We start from the raw sequence: 15,286 nt of genomic DNA on the forward strand, positions 1-15,286 counted from the left end.
ACCGGGAGGTCAAAGAAATTTACAGGTACTGCACTTCAATGGTTGCCAGACCGTCGAGGTCGATGCTCTGGGTCAGCGGCAGGTTGGCGCTCTTGTCGATGACAGCCTGGACGCCGATGGAGCCGGTGATGGTCTTGTAACCGACAGGTGTCGAAGTGCCGGCTGTCGTGAACGACTGGCGGGCAGTACCGTCGGCATTGAAACGTCCGGCAGCGGACTTGATCCAGGCGTTGCTGTTGGTGGCGTCAGCCAGCACGTCAGGAGTGGAAGCCGTACCGCTGGCGGCGGTGGCGTTGACGGAGCCGGGAATCAGACGCAAGGCATAGGCGCCGATCCTGGTGCCTGCGACCGTACCCAGGCCGAAAGCCTGGGCATCGGTCACACCGGCGCCGATGTTCGCGGCGATGCCGGCGACGACCGAGGTTGCGCGGTTATCGATTGCATGCACGGCAACTTTGGTATCGGCATCGCAAGTGATGGTCAGGGGAACGGTCTTCTCGCTCAGGACGGTGGCGCTCGACGGGTTGAGGTCTTTGGCGGCGGAGATGGTGCCGTAATCGACGACGTTGGTGCCGGTGAAGCTTGGGGTGCAGGCCGAAGGACGGATGACGCCCTTGACCTTGAGTTCGGCGGTGTCGGCGGCGTGGGCGGCGAAAGACACCAGCAGGGAAGCAGCCAGGGCGGAGAGCTGGGCGACTTGTTTGTTCATGATCGTTTCCTCGAAAAGTTAAGAATGGATAAGAAGTCTTGTGCCTCAGCGCTCTGTGTTTGTGCTTAAGCAGTGATGCCATTCTGACGATTCTTAACTCTCATTTATATGAGAAAACTCTCAAAAAACGAGTTGTTGCGAGGGGGTGTCGCGCAAAACCGGTTTCCTTCGGCGAGGTGTCGGAAGGGAGGGAAAGGGCGATGAAGAGGGGAAATAGGGGCTACCGCTGTAGTGCCATTTCCACGGCCGCCGTCCTGGCGAACGCTGGCGCCCGGTGTTTTGCAGACGTCCAATGCGACGCTGGGTCCTGACTTTCGTCAGGACGACGGTGGTGGTGGACTGATAATTCAGCAAGGAGCTTTTTAAACTTGACTGAACGGCATTCGGGCTACGGCTGGGAAATGATATGAACCGGAGTCAGTTCAGCGCTTCCTTGGCGGCTTCTTCCGGCGTCAGGCCGTCATAGAACAGATCGGTAAACCATTCCACCTCTTCTTCGATATGTTCCTGCGCCTGGGCCAGCGTTGCGCCGCCTTTGACGAGGAACTTTTCGACCTCGGTGCACCATTTGATCAGTGCTTCGGTTTCCGGATCCAGTTTCTCTTCTTTTTTGGGCATGATGATTTCCTTGTTTCTTGACTACGGTGAGGTGTTAACCGGATGGTCCGGCAAGGATAAGGCAAAGCGAGGAATTGCGCCCGATGTTGTGGATCCGCCGGTCAATAGGTCAGTGGTCAATACGCCGCCGCCCACAGCAGGGACAAACCCGACACCAGCAGGAGCAGATTGAGCAGGTGCTGGAAATTGGCTTCGCTCATCTTCATGACGAAGACCTTGCCGACGAAGGTGCCGGCCATCAGGGAGCCGCCCACCAGCAGCCCTTGCAGGAACACCGACAGCGGCATCGCGCCGAGTTCGCGGAAGGTCAGCACCTTGCTCACGTACAGCACCAGCGAACTGGCCGCTTCGGTGGAGAGGAAGGCGCCTCTGCTGAGGCCGTAAGCGCTGAATACCGGTACGCTCAGCGGCCCGGTCGACAGCACGATGCCGGTCAGGAAGCCGATGACGGCGCCGGCCAGCGACAACTGCCACAGCCGGACGGTGAAATTGCGCTTTTTGAGCCAATACCGGAACGGGATCATGGCGAGGAAGAATAATCCCAGGCTGATGTCGATGAAATGCGCCGGCAACTGGAGCAGGGTGCGCGCGCCCAGTGCCGCGGCAGGCACGCCGGTGATCGCATAGGCCAGGAAGGCGCGCCAGTCGACCACGCGCCACCAGGCCAGCACGCGCGCCAGGTTGGCCATCACGGCAGCCACCGCCATGATGGGCACCGCCTGTTTCGGGCCGAAGTTGAAGACCAGCACCGGCAGCAGCATGATGGAGGAGCCGGTGCCGATGACGCCGCTGACCATGCCGGCGACGAGTCCGACGAGCAAGACGAAAATGTAAGCTGCCACTGGGTGTTCTGGTTATGTTTTTATCGGATCAAGCGGCGTTATTGTACGCCGCTCCCAGTGGCTACGCCCACCGGCGTCAGGGACGTTCGCCGGCTTTGAGGCGGCCGGCGATTTTTTCAGCCACCGCCGGCAAGTCGGCGACCGAATCGATGACGTAATGTGCGCCGGCTTCGCGCAGGCGCATTTCCGCCAGCGCCTTGAGCGCCTTGACCTGTTCCGGCGTCAGTTGCGCCAGTTCGGCGCCGGTGCAGCCGACCTCGTTGCCGGACAGCGATACGCCGACGGTCCACATGCCGGCATGGATGCCTTCCTCGATGCCGGGGATGGTGTCGTCCACCTTGATGCAGGCGGCAACGTCGCCGATCTTCAGCGCCAGCATGTTGGCCAGCGCCATGTAAGGGCCGGGGCGGCCGCCTGTGGCCAGTTCGTCGCCGGCGACGACGTGGTCGGGCGCGATGCCTTCGGCGGCGGCCAGCGGCAGCAGCACGTCCAGCACCTGGCGCGGATAGCCGGAGCAGGAGCCGATCTTCAGGCCCTTGGCGCGCAGCCAGGCGAGCGTCTCGGCCGCGCCGGCGATGGCTTGCGAGTATGCGCCGACCTTGGCGATCTGCATCGGCATGAAGCGGGCATAGATGGCGTCGACGTCGGCATCGGCCGGCGCATGGCCGTGGCGTTCCTGCCACTGGCGCGCGACGTCGGGATTATCGAGCAGGGTGCGGATGTGCTGCCACTTGGACAGTCCCATGGGGCCGCGCGCCTGCTTGAGCGTGATGTGCATGTCGAAACTCTTGAAGGCGTCGACGAAGATCTGGGTCGGCGCCAGCGAGCCGAAATCGACCAGCGTGCCGGCCCAGTCGAAGATCACGGCTTCCAGGTCGATGGGGGCATGAAGTGGGCGTGTCATGGAGATTCCTTTACGGGTCAGAAAGTCAGGAGTGGATTGCGGCAATGAAATTGCGCCCGCGCGGCCCTTGCAGGGCGCGCTGCACCAGCGTGTCCCAGGCCTCGGCGATGCCGTAGTGCGCGGGATCGGTGCTGACGCCGAGGCGTTCGAGGAAGCCGGACAGGTTGTCGATGGCTTCCTGTTCGTCGACGGCGCCGAAGATGTCCAGCAGCAGGGCGTCGACGGCGGCGTCGCTGCCGAACGCCAGCGCCATGACATGCGGCAGCGAGAACGAGCAGGCGATGCCGTGCGCCACGCCGTGATGCAGCGTGATGTCGTAGGACAGCGAATGCGCCAGCGCGGTCTTGGTGTTGGAAAACGCCAGCCCGGCCTGCAGCGCGGCGCTGGCCATGCGTTCGCGCAAGGCCAGGTCGCCCGGACGCCGCAGCAGTTCCGGCAGCGTCTCGACGACGCTGCGCGCCGCGGCTGCGGCGAGACTGGCCGAGACCGGATTGCGGTTGACATTCCAGATCGATTCCAGCGCATGCGAGAGCGCGTCGAGGCCGCTGGCCAGTGTGATGTCGTGCGGCAGGCTCAGCATCAGTTGCGCGTCGACGACGGCGGCATGCGGCCAGGTCCAGGTCTGGTGCAGCGAATACTTGCTGCCGGCGGCGGCGTCCCAGATGGTGGCCCAGGGCGTGACTTCGCTGCCGGTGCCGGCGGTGGTCGGGATGGCGATCAGCGTCTTCGCGTCCCGTCCGGACAAGGGCGCGCCGTCGCGCAGATGCGCCAGCAATGCGTCGAAGTTGCCGGAAGGCGTTCGCGTCAGCATGGCCTTGGCGCAGTCGATCACGCTGCCGCCGCCGAAGGCGACGATGCATTCGATGTCGGCATGTCGGCGCCAGACGCGTTCATACATGGGCGCCAGCCAACTGACGTCGGGGTTCGGCTGCACGGCGTTTTCGATGCCGGCCAGTTGCGGGCCGAGCAGTTGCGCGATGCGCGCTTCCAGCCCGAGCGCGGCGGCCTGGGGGAAGGTGATCAGCAGGGCGCGCCTGCCGTCGAGCAGCGTCGGCAATTGCGCCAGGCTGCCGCTGCCGGCCTGGATGGCGACCGGGTTGTGATAATTCCACATGGATTTCTTTGCTAAAAATGTTAGTTGCTGCGGCCGTCCTGGATCATCCGGCGCAAGCGGCTGGAGAGCGTGTCGGCGGCTACCACCATCAGCGTGACGACGACGATGCAGGTGGCGGTGTCCTGGTACTTGAACAGCTTGAGGCTGTTGACCAGTTCGAAACCGAGGCCGCCGGCGCCGACCATGCCGAGCACGGTGGCCTGGCGCAGGTTGACTTCAAAACGGTACAGCACGGTGGCGATCCAGGCCGTAACGACTTGCGGCAAGACGCCGAAGACGATCACCTGCAGCGGACGGGCGCCGGTGGCGCGCAGCGCTTCGAGCGGGCCGTCGTCGATTTCCTCGATGCTTTCGGCGAAAAATTTTCCGACCATGCCGACGCCATGCAACGCCAGCGCCAGCACGCCGGGAAAAGGACCGAGGCCGACTGCGGAGACAAACACCAGCGCCAGGATCAGCTCATTGATGCTGCGCGTGACATTGAGCAACTGACGCACCGACTGATACACCACGCGGTTGCGGTTGAGGTTGCGCGCCGCCAGGAACGACACGGGAATTGCGCCGATCACGCCCAGCAGCGTGCCCCAGATGGCGATCTGGATGGTTTCGATGGCGGGACCGAGCAGGTTGCCGAGGATGCTCCAGTTGGGCGGGAAGGAACGGCTCAGGAAATCGGCGATCTGCGGCAGGCCGTCGGCCAGCTCGCTCCAGCTCAGTTGCGTGCCTTGCGCGCTCCAGGCCAGTACGAAGGCGGCTGCGGCGACCGCGGCGATGCACAGCAGCCAGGCGCGCAGGGTCAGCGGACGGGCACCGGTCCAGACATAGTCGTGATAGCTGGCGCGGTCCGCGCCGGGCTGCATCGGGACGTTCATGACAAGGCTCCTTCCAGCGCCATGTCGGCGGCGGGTTGCCGCGACATCCGGGAATCATCGTCCTGCGCCCTGACCTGATCCAGGCCGGCATAGATCAGGTTGAGATGCGAATCGCGCAATTCATCGCCGCGGCCGTCGAACACCAGCTTGCCGCCCGACAGGCCGACGATGCGGTCGCCGAACTCGCGCGCATAGTCGACCTGGTGCAGGTTGCAGACCACGGTGATGCCGAGTTCGCGGCAGGCTGCGCGCAGGTATTGCAGCACCAGGCGGGAAGTCTTGGGATCGAGGCTGGCGACCGGTTCGTCGGCCAGGATCACCTGCGGACGCTGCGCCAGGGCGCGGGCGATGCCGACGCGCTGGCGCTGGCCGCCGGAGAGCGCATCGGTGCGTTGCCCGGCCTTGTGCTCGAGCTCGACGCGGCGCAGGCAATCCATCGCCAGCGCGATGTCCTGGCGGCTGAACAACTGCAATATGGAACTCAGCGTCGAGGTTTGGCCGAGCCGGCCGGTCAGCACGTTCTTCAATACCGACAGGCGCGGCACGACATTGTGATGCTGGAAGACGCCACTTGTCGGCGCAGCTTGCGCACGTTGCGCATGTCCGTGGCGTCGAATCCGGCCGCCACCAGTTCACCGGAGGTCGGCGTCGCCAGTCCGTTGATACAGCGCAGCAAGGTCGACTTGCCGGCGCCGGACGGTCCCAGCACGACCAGGAATTCCCCGGGAGCGACATCGAGGTCGATGCCGCGCAGCACGGCATTGCTGCCGTATTGCTTGGTGAGCGAACGGATGCGGATCATTTCATGGCCTTGAGGTCGAGATTGAGGATCTTGGCGGTATCGCGCACGACGTTGTAGGCGGCGTCATTGGTCGGCACGAAGCCGTTGAGCACGCCCTGATCGCCCCATTCGACGTTCTTGATGCTGCCGAAGGCGGCGGCGATCTTCTTCTTCAGTTCAGGATCGAGGTCCTTGCGCCACACCATCGGCGACTCCGGGATGTCCGGCGAGGTCCAGACGATATTGAAGTCGCTTTGCTTGACCACGCCCTTGGCGATGGCGGCGGCGAGGATGCGGTCGGCCACGGCGGCGGCGTCGACCTTTTTGTTGGCGACGGCGAGGATGCTGGCGTCATGCGACCCGGAGAAGATCACGCGCGAGAAATACTTGTTCGGCTCGATGCCTTGCTTTTGCAGGCCGGCGGTCGGGAACAGGTGGCCGGATGCCGACGACGGGTCGACGAAGGCCATGGTGCGGCCCTTCAACTGCGCGACGGTATCGATGCCGCTGTCCTTGCGCACGATGATCAGGCTCTTGTAGGAACTCTTGCCGGTCTTCTTGGTTTCGGCCACGGAGAAGGCTTCGACGTTGGCGATCGAGGTCGCCAGCACATAGGAGAACGGGCCGAGGTAGGCGACGTCGAGCTTCTTCGAGCGCAGCGCTTCGATGATGCCGTTGTAGTCGGTGGCGATGAAAGGCTTGACCGGCATGCCAAGCTGTTCTTGCAGGCTGTCGATGACTTTCTTGCTGTTTTCCAGCATGGCTTGCGAATCCTCGGCCGGGATCAGGCCGACGGTGAGTTGCGGGGGCTGGGCGGCGAAGGACGCGGCGGCGGCGAGCAGGCCCAGGCTCAGGGCAAGAGGGCGGAAAAGGGCGGCAAGACGTTTCATGATGCTCCTATCGGTTGAGGTCGGACGGGCTGTTGTTCATGACCGTAAGGATAGGAAGCTATTGTGACCGGCTTGTTATCGATATAATCGAGAGATTGACGATTACCTATTGATGGAATCTATAGATGACGCCTTCGCAACTGCGCGCCTTCCTGGCCGTCGCCCGCAATCGCGGCTTTAGCGCCGCCGCGCGTACGCTCGGCGTGAGCCAGCCGACGCTGACCTCGCAGGTGCAGGCGCTGGAGCGCCAGCACAACGTCGAACTGTTCTACCGGCGCGGGCGCCGTCTCGACCTGACCGACACCGGCCAGCGCCTGTTGCCGATCGCGCAAAAGATCGCCGAACTCGAACTGGACGCCTACAACCTGCTGTACAACTCGGGCGTGCTCAACATCGGCCACCTCAAGATCGGCGCGGTCGGGCCTTTCCATGTGATCGAAATGGTCGACGCCTATCGCCGCAAGTTTCCCAATGTCGAACTGTCGATCCGCATGGGTAATTCGGCCGAAACCATGGCCGATCTCGAAAATTACGTCACCGACGTGGCCGTGCTGGCCAGCTTCAACGACGATCCGCGTTTTGTCGCGGTGCCGTATGCTGACCACGCCGTGGTGGTGTTCGCCCATATCGACCATCCGTTCGCGAAACGCGATTCGGTCAGCCTGCAGGATTTGCACGGCCAGCCGATGGTGATGCGCGAGCAGGGATCGACCACCCGGCTGGCGCTGGAGAAGGTGCTCAAGCAAGCCGACGTCATGCCGCGCGTGGTGATGGAGATCGGCAGCCGCGAAGCCTTGCGCGAGGCGGTGGCGCGCGGCATCGGGCTGGGTACGGTGTCGGAGGCCGAGTTCGTGCCCGATCCGCGCCTCAAGCTGTTGCGCATCGACGGCGATCCGGTCAGTACGCACACGTATCTCTACTGCCTGGCCGACCGCAAGGACAGCCGGCTGGTGGCATCTTTCCTGCAGCAAGTTGCCGCACTGTAAATAATGTTGCAGGGCACCAGAAAGAAAGCCGCCGGCATTGCTGGCACAGCGGTTTAAATCTGCTATCTTTAACCCCGGTAGTGAGCTGAATTCCCACCAACTGAACACCACGAGGAGATGTATATGGATTTGGTTGAAAAATTCGACGCCAAAGGCAAGACAGGAGGCGCCTATCACGTCGAGGTATACCAGACGCCGATCGAAGAAGCCGACAAGGCAGCGCCGCCGGGGCTGAAGACTTACAAGCTGGCCGACGGACGCGCTCTCGATCCCTTGTCGGACGCCAAATTCAAGATTGTCCAGACCGGAGAAAAGATTTACCGGGTCTGATCGGACAGACAATAAAAAATCGAACGGCAGACATCGCGTCTGCCGTTTTTATTGGTGCAAAAGATTGGATCAGGTCGGCTTGCGATAGCCGCTTTCCACCCAGCGCGCGGCGCTCTCGGCGCTCAGCTTGAAATTGGGCGCAACCTGCGCCTTTGCCAGCAGTTCTCCGGCATCGTCCCAGGCTTTCAGGTCGGCATAGGGAAAATCGTCGTCAGGCACGATGTCCAGCGTCACCTTGATGCCGCCGTCCGCGCCGTCGACCATGACATGCTTGTGCAATTGCGCGTGCAGTTGCTGTTCGCTGCGGCGGCGGAATTCCGATGCCGTTTTCACCAGCGTGTTGAAGGCCGCTTTGTCCATCGGTTTGGGATTCTTCTTGTCGCGCCCCATGGTCCACGGTCCGATCAGCGTTGGCTCGCGCTCGCCGTCGCGCGTCATTTCCACCGCCCAGCCGTCATCGTCGTCGTTCTTGATGATGCGCGCGGTCCAGCCTTCGTCGCGCCACAGGCGCGGTTCCCGGATGGCGGACGCCGCATCGGTATTTTCATCGGTATTTTCATCATGGATGTCGGCAATGTCGGGAACGGTATCTGGCATAAGAAGCAGTCGGTGCGGGCAGGAAATTGAAGAGGTCCGACATGATAGAGGAATAATGCCCGCCGCGCCCGTATTCGCAGAGGATGCGCGGCAGGAGTAGACTGGCGCGATGGAAATCGAACTCAAACTGCTTATTGCGCCGGAAGATGTCGGCGCGTTCCGCCGCCATCGCCTGCTGAAGGAATTTTCCTGCGGCAAACCGGTGTCGCAACAGCTCGTCAGCACCTATTTCGATACGCCCGACCTGTACCTGAAGCAGCATCAGGCGGCCTTGCGCGTGCGCAAGCTCGGACGTTCCTGGATCCAGACGCTCAAGGGCGGCGGACGCGTTGATGCGGGTCTGCATCAGCGCCATGAATGGGAGTGCGCGGTCAAAGGCCGGCAAGTCGAACTGGCGTCGTTGCTGCCGCTGGTCGACGAACCGGCGGCGCGGCTGCTGCTGGAAGCGCCCGGTCTGGCGGCGCGGCTGCAAGAGGTGTTCACGACCAGTTTCAGGCGCACCGCATGGATGCTGCGCCTGCCGCGCGGCGCGGAAGTGGAGCTCGCGCTCGACCAGGGTTTCGTCGACAGCGGCGAGCGCCAGACGGTCATCAGCGAAATCGAGCTTGAACTGAAATCGGGCGAGCCCGGCGAACTGTTCGATTTCGCGCTGGCCTTGCAAGAGGACATTCCCGTCATTGGCTGCAACGCCAGCAAGGCCGAGTGCGGCTTCGCGCTGCGCCAACCGGCCGGCGACATGGTGCCGGCAGAAATATGGAAGAGCGAGCCGCTCGTTTTCGACCCGCATGTCTCCCTCATCGAAGGCGTGCAGGCCATCGTCCGCAACTGCATGACCCACGTGCAGCGTAATGAAGCCGGCGTTGTCGCGGAAGGCGCCAGGGGATATCACCCCGGCAGCGTGGAATGCCTGCATCAGATGCGCGTCGGGCTGCGCAGGCTGCAATCCTGCATCGCCATGTTCCGGCGGCAGGTGGCTTGTCCCGAACCGTTGCGGCGGCAACTGGCGGGCGTCAACAAGGCGCTTGGCGCCGCGCGCGACTGGGACGTGCTGGCGCATGAAACGATTCACGCCATTGCCCATGCGTTTCCGGAAGAGTCGCAACTGGAGCAACTGCGCCAGCGCGCAGTGGTGCACGCCCGGCTGCAACATCGGCATGCGGCCGCCATGATCGGCTCGGTAGCCTATTCGCGCCTGATGCTGATGCTGGCGTCATGGTTGCAGACCTTGCAAACGGTGGCGGCGGACGGCGCCGCGGTGCAACCGGGATCGCTCAGGCGATTCGGCGAAGAAAAGATACGCTCCCGGCAGCGCAAGCTGCTGCAGCGCGATCCAGGCCGGAGCAAGGATAACCGGATATCCCCGGCGGCGCTCCACCGCTTGCGCATCGCTGTGAAGAAAGCGCGTTATCCGGCGGAATTTTTCGTTTCCTGTTTTCCAGGCAAGCGCATGCAGCGCTACCTGCAGGGGCTGACGTCCCTGCAGGACAGCCTAGGCCGGATCACCGATGCCGCCAGCAGCACGCCCATGCTGCTGGAACTGGCGCAACGGCACGGCGAGCTGGAACAGGCGGCAGGTTTCATCCGCGGCTATATGGCGGCGCAGATGCCGTGCAAGGAAAAACAGGCGGCCGCCGTGTGGAAGGCGTTTGCGTCGCTGAAACTGCCGACGGCCTAATCAGGTGGCGGCGGCGCCAGCACGTCGCGGCTGCCGCTCTTGGACATCGACGACAGGATACCCGACGCTTCCATCTGTTCCACCAGCCGTGCGGCGCGGTTGTAGCCGATGCGGAACTGGCGCTGCACCGACGAGATCGATGCGCGCCGGCTGCGGGTGACGTAAGCCACAGCCTCGTCGTACAGCGGATCGGCTTCGTCGCCGGCATCGCCGAACATATCGCCTTGTTGTGGATCTTCCGAGGCCGGCCCGGCCAGGATCGCTTCTTCGTATTGCGGTTCGCCGTGCGCCTTCAGGTGTTCCACCACGCGATGCACTTCCTCGTCCGATACAAACGCGCCATGCACGCGCTGCGGATAACCCGAACCCGGCGGCAGGAACAGCATGTCGCCGTGGCCGAGCAGGGTTTCCGCACCCATCTGGTCGAGCACGGTGCGCGAGTCGATCTTGGACGACACCTGGAACGCCACGCGCGTCGGGATGTTGGCCTTGATCAGGCCGGTGATCACGTCGACCGACGGCCGCTGCGTCGCCAGGATCAGATGGATGCCGGCGGCGCGGGCCTTTTGCGCCAGGCGGGCGATCAGTTCTTCGATCTTCTTGCCGGCCACCATCATCAGGTCGGCCAGCTCATCGATCACCACCACGATCATCGGCAGCGGATCGAGCGGCTCGGGCGCATCCGGCGTCAGCGAGAACGGATTCTTGACGCGCCTCTCGGCGGCGATGCCGTCGGCGATCTTCTGGTTGTAGCCGGCCAGGTTGCGCACGCCCAGCGCCGACATCAGGCGATAGCGCTTGTCCATCTCGGCGACGCACCACGACAAGGCATGCGCGGCCAGCTTCATGTCGGTCACGACCGGCGCCAGCAGGTGCGGGATGCCGTCGTAGACCGACAATTCCAGCATCTTGGGATCGATCATGATCAGGCGCACGTCGTCCGGCGTGGCCTTGTACAGCAGCGACAGGATCATGGCGTTGATCGCCACCGATTTGCCGGAACCGGTGGTGCCGGCCACCAGCATGTGCGGCGCGCGCGCCAGGTCGGTCGCCACCGGCACGCCGGTGATGTCCTTGCCCATCGCCAGCGTCAGGTGCGAGGCCGAGCGCGCATAGGCTTCGGAACGGATGATTTCGGCCAGGCGGATCATTTGCCGCTTGGGATTGGGCAGTTCCAGCCCCATGCAGGTTTTGCCGGGAATCGTTTCGACCACGCGGATCGAGGTCAGGCCGAGCGCGCGGGCCAGGTCTTTCATCAGGTTGACGATCTGCGCGCCGCGCACGCCCAGCGCCGGTTCGATCTCGAAACGCGTGATCACCGGGCCGGCATAGGCGCCCAGCACGGTCACCGGGACTTTGAATTCCTTCAGGCGCTGTTCGATCAATTGGCCGATTTCGGCCAATTGGGTCGCATCCATTTCCACCGGTGCGTCGCTGCCCTGATCGAGCAGGTCGATGCCTGGCAAGGGAATGGCGGTGGGGCGGTAGGGCGTTGCCGGCGTAGGTGCAGGAGCGCCTGGCTGCGTCGTCGGCGCCTGCGTCCAGGTGCGGATTTGCATGGGTGCGGCGGGGGCCGCGGGAGGTTCTTCAGGCGCGGCAAACAAGGATGGGACTATCGGCGCTTCCGCCACCGGCTCGACAGTCGACTCAATGAAAGTCGGCTCAACCCGCGTTTCGATGATGCGGAAAGGCTCGGGCGCAATCACAGCCTCCGGTTCTTGCAGGTCGAGCGATGCCGGAGATGCCGCGAATTGGGGTGTCATGGCGGGAACAGTTTCCGGCGCAACGGGCATAGTGGGCATAACCGGTGCAACCGGCGCGGCAGCGACAGGCGCCGCCTGCGCCTGCAATGTTGCGCTCAGCGAGGTGGGAATGGCCTGGCTGCGATCGCTGGCGGTACTGATGCGGACCTTGGTGCTGCTGCCGGCGATCGGCGTGATGCGCGGCTTGCTGATGATGCTGGTGGCCAGCGAGGGCTTGGGCGTCGCGGTGTGCACAGGCGTGGCGGCCGGTTCCGCGGCGGTCGGCGGCGCCGATGAGGCCGAGCGCGCCAGCATGGCCTGGGTCGGGCGCAGCGCTTCAAACGCGGCCCATTCGGAAGCCGGACGCGCCGGACGTTGGGGTTGTTCCCGGGTTTTCGGCGGCGCCGGCCATTTGCCGGCGGGCGTGCGCGATGGATCGGCGGCGCGCGGCAGTTCGCCGGGCAGCGGCCAGGGATCGCGTTTGCGGGTCAGGTTGCCGAAGGGCGGGGAAGCCGGTTGCGGTTTGACCGCCTGGCTGGCCGGCATATTGCGCACGACCGGCGGAATATGCGCTTGCGTGCGGCGCGGCACCGACGCCTGCGCAGGCAGGCCGGCGATGGCTTCGTCGGCAACGCCGGATTTGCGGCTGCGGCCGAACAGCCAGAACAGTCCGATCAGCCCGGTTGCCATCAAGCCAATCACGGCGATCAGCTTGCCGAAGGCGAGCGTGACGTTGCGCGCCAGCGCCTGGCCGACGAAATCGCTTTCGAGGACGGCGTCGCCTTGCGTCCTCAGCATGGCTTCGATCGCACTGCTGGCGCACAGGATCGCCAGCGTGCCCAGCCAGATGCGAATGGAGCCGCGTCCGCCGACGCCGCGGCCTGCAATGAGGGACAGCAAGACCCTGCCGGCCAGCGGCAGAATCCACAAGAACGACCAGCCGAACCAGTCAAATAAAAATATACGCATCCCGGAAGTTTACAGGAAGCCGGGGCCTAATCTGAAATTTCCGTCGCGCGCGTGAGAAAGATCCGGCCCGAATGCGGATTCCTTATGCCGCCGGCATCTTGCGGAAGCCGATGGCAAAGCGGTTCCAGCTATTGATGGTGTTGATGGCCAGGGTCAGGTTGACCAGTTCGGCGTCGCTGAACTGCGCGCGCACCAGCGCGTAGTCTTCGTCGGGGGCGCCGGTCTGCGCAATCAGCGTGAGCGATTCGGTCCAGGCCAGGGCGGCGCGTTCGCGTTCGGTGAAGAACGGCGTTTCGCGCCAGACCGGCACGGCGTACAGGCGGCGTTCGGTCTCGCCGGCCTTGCGGGCGTCGGCGGTGTGCATGTCGACGCAGAAGGCGCAGCCGTTGATCAGCGAGGCGCGCAGGCGGACCAGTTCCAGCAGGGAGGTTTCCAGCCCCAGTTTGCCGACGGTGTTTTCGAGTCCGATCATGGCTTTGAGAACTTCCGGGGATGCTTTGTAGAAATCGACGCGTTGTTCCATGGTAGTGCTCCTTTAAGATAAGTCAGTCAATGAAAGTCGTTGCGAATCGGGCTTGCATGCGCTTGATCGCCGAGCCGATGACGTCATCTTAAGGAGGCCAATGCTCGCCGCGGATAACCAATTTTTATAAAAATGAGGAGGCCACTCCTATCTGCTCCGCTAGAATCTCTCCGGTCAATACAAACAAGACGAACCTCGGGAAGCGGACACGGGCATGGAGCTGCACATCGTCATTGAAGGCAACAAGGACCTGGCCGGGCAGGTATACCGCCAGTTGCGCGAGGCCATCCGGACCGGCCGCCTGGCGCCGGGCGAGCAGGTGCCGCCGTCGCGCCTGCTGGCCACGCAACTGGGCCTGTCGCGCAAGACCGTGTCCGAAGCCTATAGCCGCCTGACGCTGGAAAAGCTGCTGGTCGGCCGGACCGGCAGCGGCACTTTCGTCAACACGCCGGCCGACGCCAGGCCCAAACCGAAGCGCTTTGAAAGCAGGGACCTCGCCGCAGGGAACATCCTTGCGCACTGGTTGAAGCAATCTTTTCCCTTGTCGATGCGGCATGTCGGTCCCGAAACACGCTCGCAATACGATTTTCTCGGCGGCATTCCGACGCGCCGGCAGTTCCCGCAGGCAGCGTGGCGCCAGTGCGTCCTGCACGGCTTGCGCCAGAGCGGCGAGTCGCGCGGCGTCTATGCGGAAACGGAAGGGCTGCCGGCGCTGCGGGAGGCGATTGCGCGCCATGTGTCGTTTTCGCGCGGAGTGCAATGCACGGCCGCCGACGTGCTCGTCACCAATGGCGCGCAACAGGCGCTGGACCTGATCGCGCGCGTGCTGGTGGAGCCCGGCAGCGTGGTGGCGGTGGAAGATCCTGGCTATCCGCCGGCGCGCGTGCTGTTTGCCGCTCAGGGCGCGGAGGTGGCGGCCGTTCCGGTCGACAACGAAGGCATTCGGGTCGACCTGATTCCGGATGGCGCGCGCCTGATCTACGTGACGCCGGCGCATCAGTTCCCGCTCGGCATGCCGATGAGCCCGGCGCGGCGTGAAGCCTTGCTGGTGCGTGCGCGTGAACTGCGGGCGATTGTCGTCGAAGACGATTACGACAGCGAGTTCCGCTACGAGGGACGGCCGATGGATTCCCTGCAAAGCATGGATCAGGACGGCCTGGTGGCCTTCGTCGGCACGTTCTCCAAGGTCATGCACCCCGATCTGCGCGTGGGCTATGTGATCGCGCCGCCGGCGATCCGGCGCGCCATGACGATCGCCAAGGGGCTGTCGGACTGGCATACGCCGACCATGACGCAATGGGCGCTGGCCAGGTTCATTGATGACGGCCATCTGCAAAAGCACATTCGCCGTTGCCATGACATCTATGTCGCGCGGCGCGAAAAACTGCATGCCGCGCTCAACGGCGACCTCAAACCGTGGATGCGCGCGGTGCCGACGGTTGCCGGCTTCCATCTGGCGGCGACGATGACGGCCGAGGTCGATATGGCGCAGTTGGTCCGGCTGGCGCGCCGCGTCGATGTCGCGCTGTACACGCTGGACGAGTTTTATTACAGGCTCAAACCGCAGCCGGCGCTGTTTTTCGGTTACGGCGCCATCGAATCGCTCGATATCGAAGTGGCGCTGGGGCGGGTGAAGACGATTTTGACGGAACTGAGTGCATAGCCCGGTCCCGGTCCGTTATTGGCGGACGTCACTGGGTTCCGGCTTTCGCCGGAACGACCAGGATGGTGTTG

General features: G+C 63.8%; 14 protein-coding genes and 1 pseudogene. 4 read left to right on the forward strand and 11 right to left on the reverse strand.

Annotated elements, in window-relative coordinates; all coding sequences use genetic code 11:
• Nucleotides 1-19: 19 nt before the first annotated feature.
• The 8 genes and pseudogenes from RV1423_RS07715 to phnD all read right to left on the reverse strand — a co-directional run bounded on the left by RV1423_RS07715 (nt 20) and on the right by phnD (nt 6,730).
• Nucleotides 20-709, reverse strand: a complete 690-nt coding sequence (locus tag RV1423_RS07715; RefSeq protein ID WP_034295045.1) for a DUF1120 domain-containing protein — start codon at nt 707-709, stop codon at nt 20-22.
• 417 nt (nt 710-1,126) lie between these two features.
• Complete coding sequence (locus RV1423_RS07720; protein WP_034295047.1) at nt 1,127-1,327, reverse strand: hypothetical protein; 201 nt, start codon at nt 1,325-1,327, stop codon at nt 1,127-1,129.
• 116 nt (nt 1,328-1,443) lie between these two features.
• The gene (locus RV1423_RS07725; RefSeq protein WP_034295049.1) at nt 1,444-2,169 is read right to left on the reverse strand and encodes a sulfite exporter TauE/SafE family protein; all 726 of its coding nucleotides are present in this window, start codon (nt 2,167-2,169) and stop codon (nt 1,444-1,446) included.
• Between the two features lie 76 nt (nt 2,170-2,245).
• Complete coding sequence (gene phnX / locus RV1423_RS07730) at nt 2,246-3,073, reverse strand: phosphonoacetaldehyde hydrolase (RefSeq protein ID WP_034295051.1); 828 nt, start codon at nt 3,071-3,073, stop codon at nt 2,246-2,248.
• Between the two features lie 25 nt (nt 3,074-3,098).
• Nucleotides 3,099-4,187 (reverse strand): iron-containing alcohol dehydrogenase PsrA, encoded by a 1,089-nt coding sequence (gene psrA / locus RV1423_RS07735; protein WP_034295053.1) that lies wholly within the window; start codon nt 4,185-4,187, stop codon nt 3,099-3,101.
• A gap of 20 nt (nt 4,188-4,207) precedes the next feature.
• The gene (phnE, locus tag RV1423_RS07740; protein WP_051516552.1) at nt 4,208-5,059 is read right to left on the reverse strand and encodes a phosphonate ABC transporter, permease protein PhnE; all 852 of its coding nucleotides are present in this window, start codon (nt 5,057-5,059) and stop codon (nt 4,208-4,210) included.
• A pseudogene (gene phnC, locus RV1423_RS07745) lies at nt 5,056-5,861 on the reverse strand (phosphonate ABC transporter ATP-binding protein). Before phnC ends, phnE begins: the two are co-directional and overlap by 4 nt.
• Complete coding sequence (phnD, locus tag RV1423_RS07750) at nt 5,858-6,730, reverse strand: phosphonate ABC transporter substrate-binding protein (protein WP_034295056.1); 873 nt, start codon at nt 6,728-6,730, stop codon at nt 5,858-5,860. The pseudogene phnC and the gene phnD overlap by 4 nt, the downstream one beginning before the upstream one ends.
• 125 nt (nt 6,731-6,855) lie before the next feature.
• Here phnD and RV1423_RS07755 point away from each other — a divergent pair, with 125 nt between their 5' ends.
• The gene (locus tag RV1423_RS07755; protein WP_034295059.1) at nt 6,856-7,716 is read left to right on the forward strand and encodes a LysR substrate-binding domain-containing protein; all 861 of its coding nucleotides are present in this window, start codon (nt 6,856-6,858) and stop codon (nt 7,714-7,716) included.
• Between the two features lie 123 nt (nt 7,717-7,839).
• Nucleotides 7,840-8,046 (forward strand): hypothetical protein, encoded by a 207-nt coding sequence (locus tag RV1423_RS07760; protein WP_034295061.1) that lies wholly within the window; start codon nt 7,840-7,842, stop codon nt 8,044-8,046.
• A gap of 69 nt (nt 8,047-8,115) precedes the next feature.
• Here RV1423_RS07760 and RV1423_RS07765 read toward each other — a convergent pair whose 3' ends face one another.
• Nucleotides 8,116-8,643: a hypothetical protein gene (locus RV1423_RS07765; protein WP_051516553.1), complete on the reverse strand. Its 528-nt coding sequence runs from the start codon at nt 8,641-8,643 to the stop codon at nt 8,116-8,118.
• Between the two features lie 109 nt (nt 8,644-8,752).
• Here RV1423_RS07765 and RV1423_RS07770 point away from each other — a divergent pair, with 109 nt between their 5' ends.
• Nucleotides 8,753-10,318 (forward strand): CYTH and CHAD domain-containing protein, encoded by a 1,566-nt coding sequence (locus RV1423_RS07770; RefSeq protein WP_034295063.1) that lies wholly within the window; start codon nt 8,753-8,755, stop codon nt 10,316-10,318.
• On the opposite strand, the gene RV1423_RS07775 is transcribed toward RV1423_RS07770, so the two are convergent.
• Both RV1423_RS07775 and RV1423_RS07780 read right to left on the reverse strand, forming a co-directional pair.
• Nucleotides 10,315-13,029, reverse strand: a complete 2,715-nt coding sequence (locus RV1423_RS07775; protein WP_034295065.1) for a DNA translocase FtsK — start codon at nt 13,027-13,029, stop codon at nt 10,315-10,317. The genes RV1423_RS07770 and RV1423_RS07775 overlap by 4 nt on opposite strands.
• A gap of 82 nt (nt 13,030-13,111) precedes the next feature.
• Complete coding sequence (locus RV1423_RS07780; RefSeq protein ID WP_034295067.1) at nt 13,112-13,552, reverse strand: carboxymuconolactone decarboxylase family protein; 441 nt, start codon at nt 13,550-13,552, stop codon at nt 13,112-13,114.
• 214 nt (nt 13,553-13,766) lie between these two features.
• Here RV1423_RS07780 and RV1423_RS07785 point away from each other — a divergent pair, with 214 nt between their 5' ends.
• The gene (locus RV1423_RS07785) at nt 13,767-15,215 is read left to right on the forward strand and encodes a PLP-dependent aminotransferase family protein (protein WP_034295068.1); all 1,449 of its coding nucleotides are present in this window, start codon (nt 13,767-13,769) and stop codon (nt 15,213-15,215) included.
• Nucleotides 15,216-15,286: the final 71 nt, after the last annotated feature.

It is taken from the genome of Herbaspirillum sp. RV1423 (genome assembly GCF_000577615.1).
In the GTDB taxonomy this organism is placed as follows: Bacteria; Pseudomonadota; Gammaproteobacteria; order Burkholderiales; family Burkholderiaceae_D; genus Herbaspirillum.

Bases quoted from the DNA above. Each gene is read 5' to 3' on its own strand.
- RV1423_RS07720 (WP_034295047.1), bottom strand. From the start codon at position 1,327: ATGCCCAAAAAAGAAGAGAAACTGGATCCGGAAACCGAAGCACTGATC.
- RV1423_RS07775 (WP_034295065.1), bottom strand. From the start codon at position 13,029: ATGCGTATATTTTTATTTGACTGGTTCGGCTGGTCGTTCTTGTGGATT.
- RV1423_RS07780 (WP_034295067.1), bottom strand. From the start codon at position 13,552: ATGGAACAACGCGTCGATTTCTACAAAGCATCCCCGGAAGTTCTCAAA.
- psrA (WP_034295053.1), bottom strand. From the start codon at position 4,187: ATGTGGAATTATCACAACCCGGTCGCCATCCAGGCCGGCAGCGGCAGC.
- phnE (WP_051516552.1), bottom strand. From the start codon at position 5,059: ATGAACGTCCCGATGCAGCCCGGCGCGGACCGCGCCAGCTATCACGAC.
- phnD (WP_034295056.1), bottom strand. From the start codon at position 6,730: ATGAAACGTCTTGCCGCCCTTTTCCGCCCTCTTGCCCTGAGCCTGGGC.
- RV1423_RS07715 (WP_034295045.1), bottom strand. From the start codon at position 709: ATGAACAAACAAGTCGCCCAGCTCTCCGCCCTGGCTGCTTCCCTGCTG.
- RV1423_RS07765 (WP_051516553.1), bottom strand. From the start codon at position 8,643: ATGCCAGATACCGTTCCCGACATTGCCGACATCCATGATGAAAATACC.
- phnX (WP_034295051.1), bottom strand. From the start codon at position 3,073: ATGACACGCCCACTTCATGCCCCCATCGACCTGGAAGCCGTGATCTTC.
- RV1423_RS07760 (WP_034295061.1), top strand. From the start codon at position 7,840: ATGGATTTGGTTGAAAAATTCGACGCCAAAGGCAAGACAGGAGGCGCC.
- RV1423_RS07755 (WP_034295059.1), top strand. From the start codon at position 6,856: ATGACGCCTTCGCAACTGCGCGCCTTCCTGGCCGTCGCCCGCAATCGC.
- RV1423_RS07770 (WP_034295063.1), top strand. From the start codon at position 8,753: ATGGAAATCGAACTCAAACTGCTTATTGCGCCGGAAGATGTCGGCGCG.
- RV1423_RS07785 (WP_034295068.1), top strand. From the start codon at position 13,767: ATGGAGCTGCACATCGTCATTGAAGGCAACAAGGACCTGGCCGGGCAG.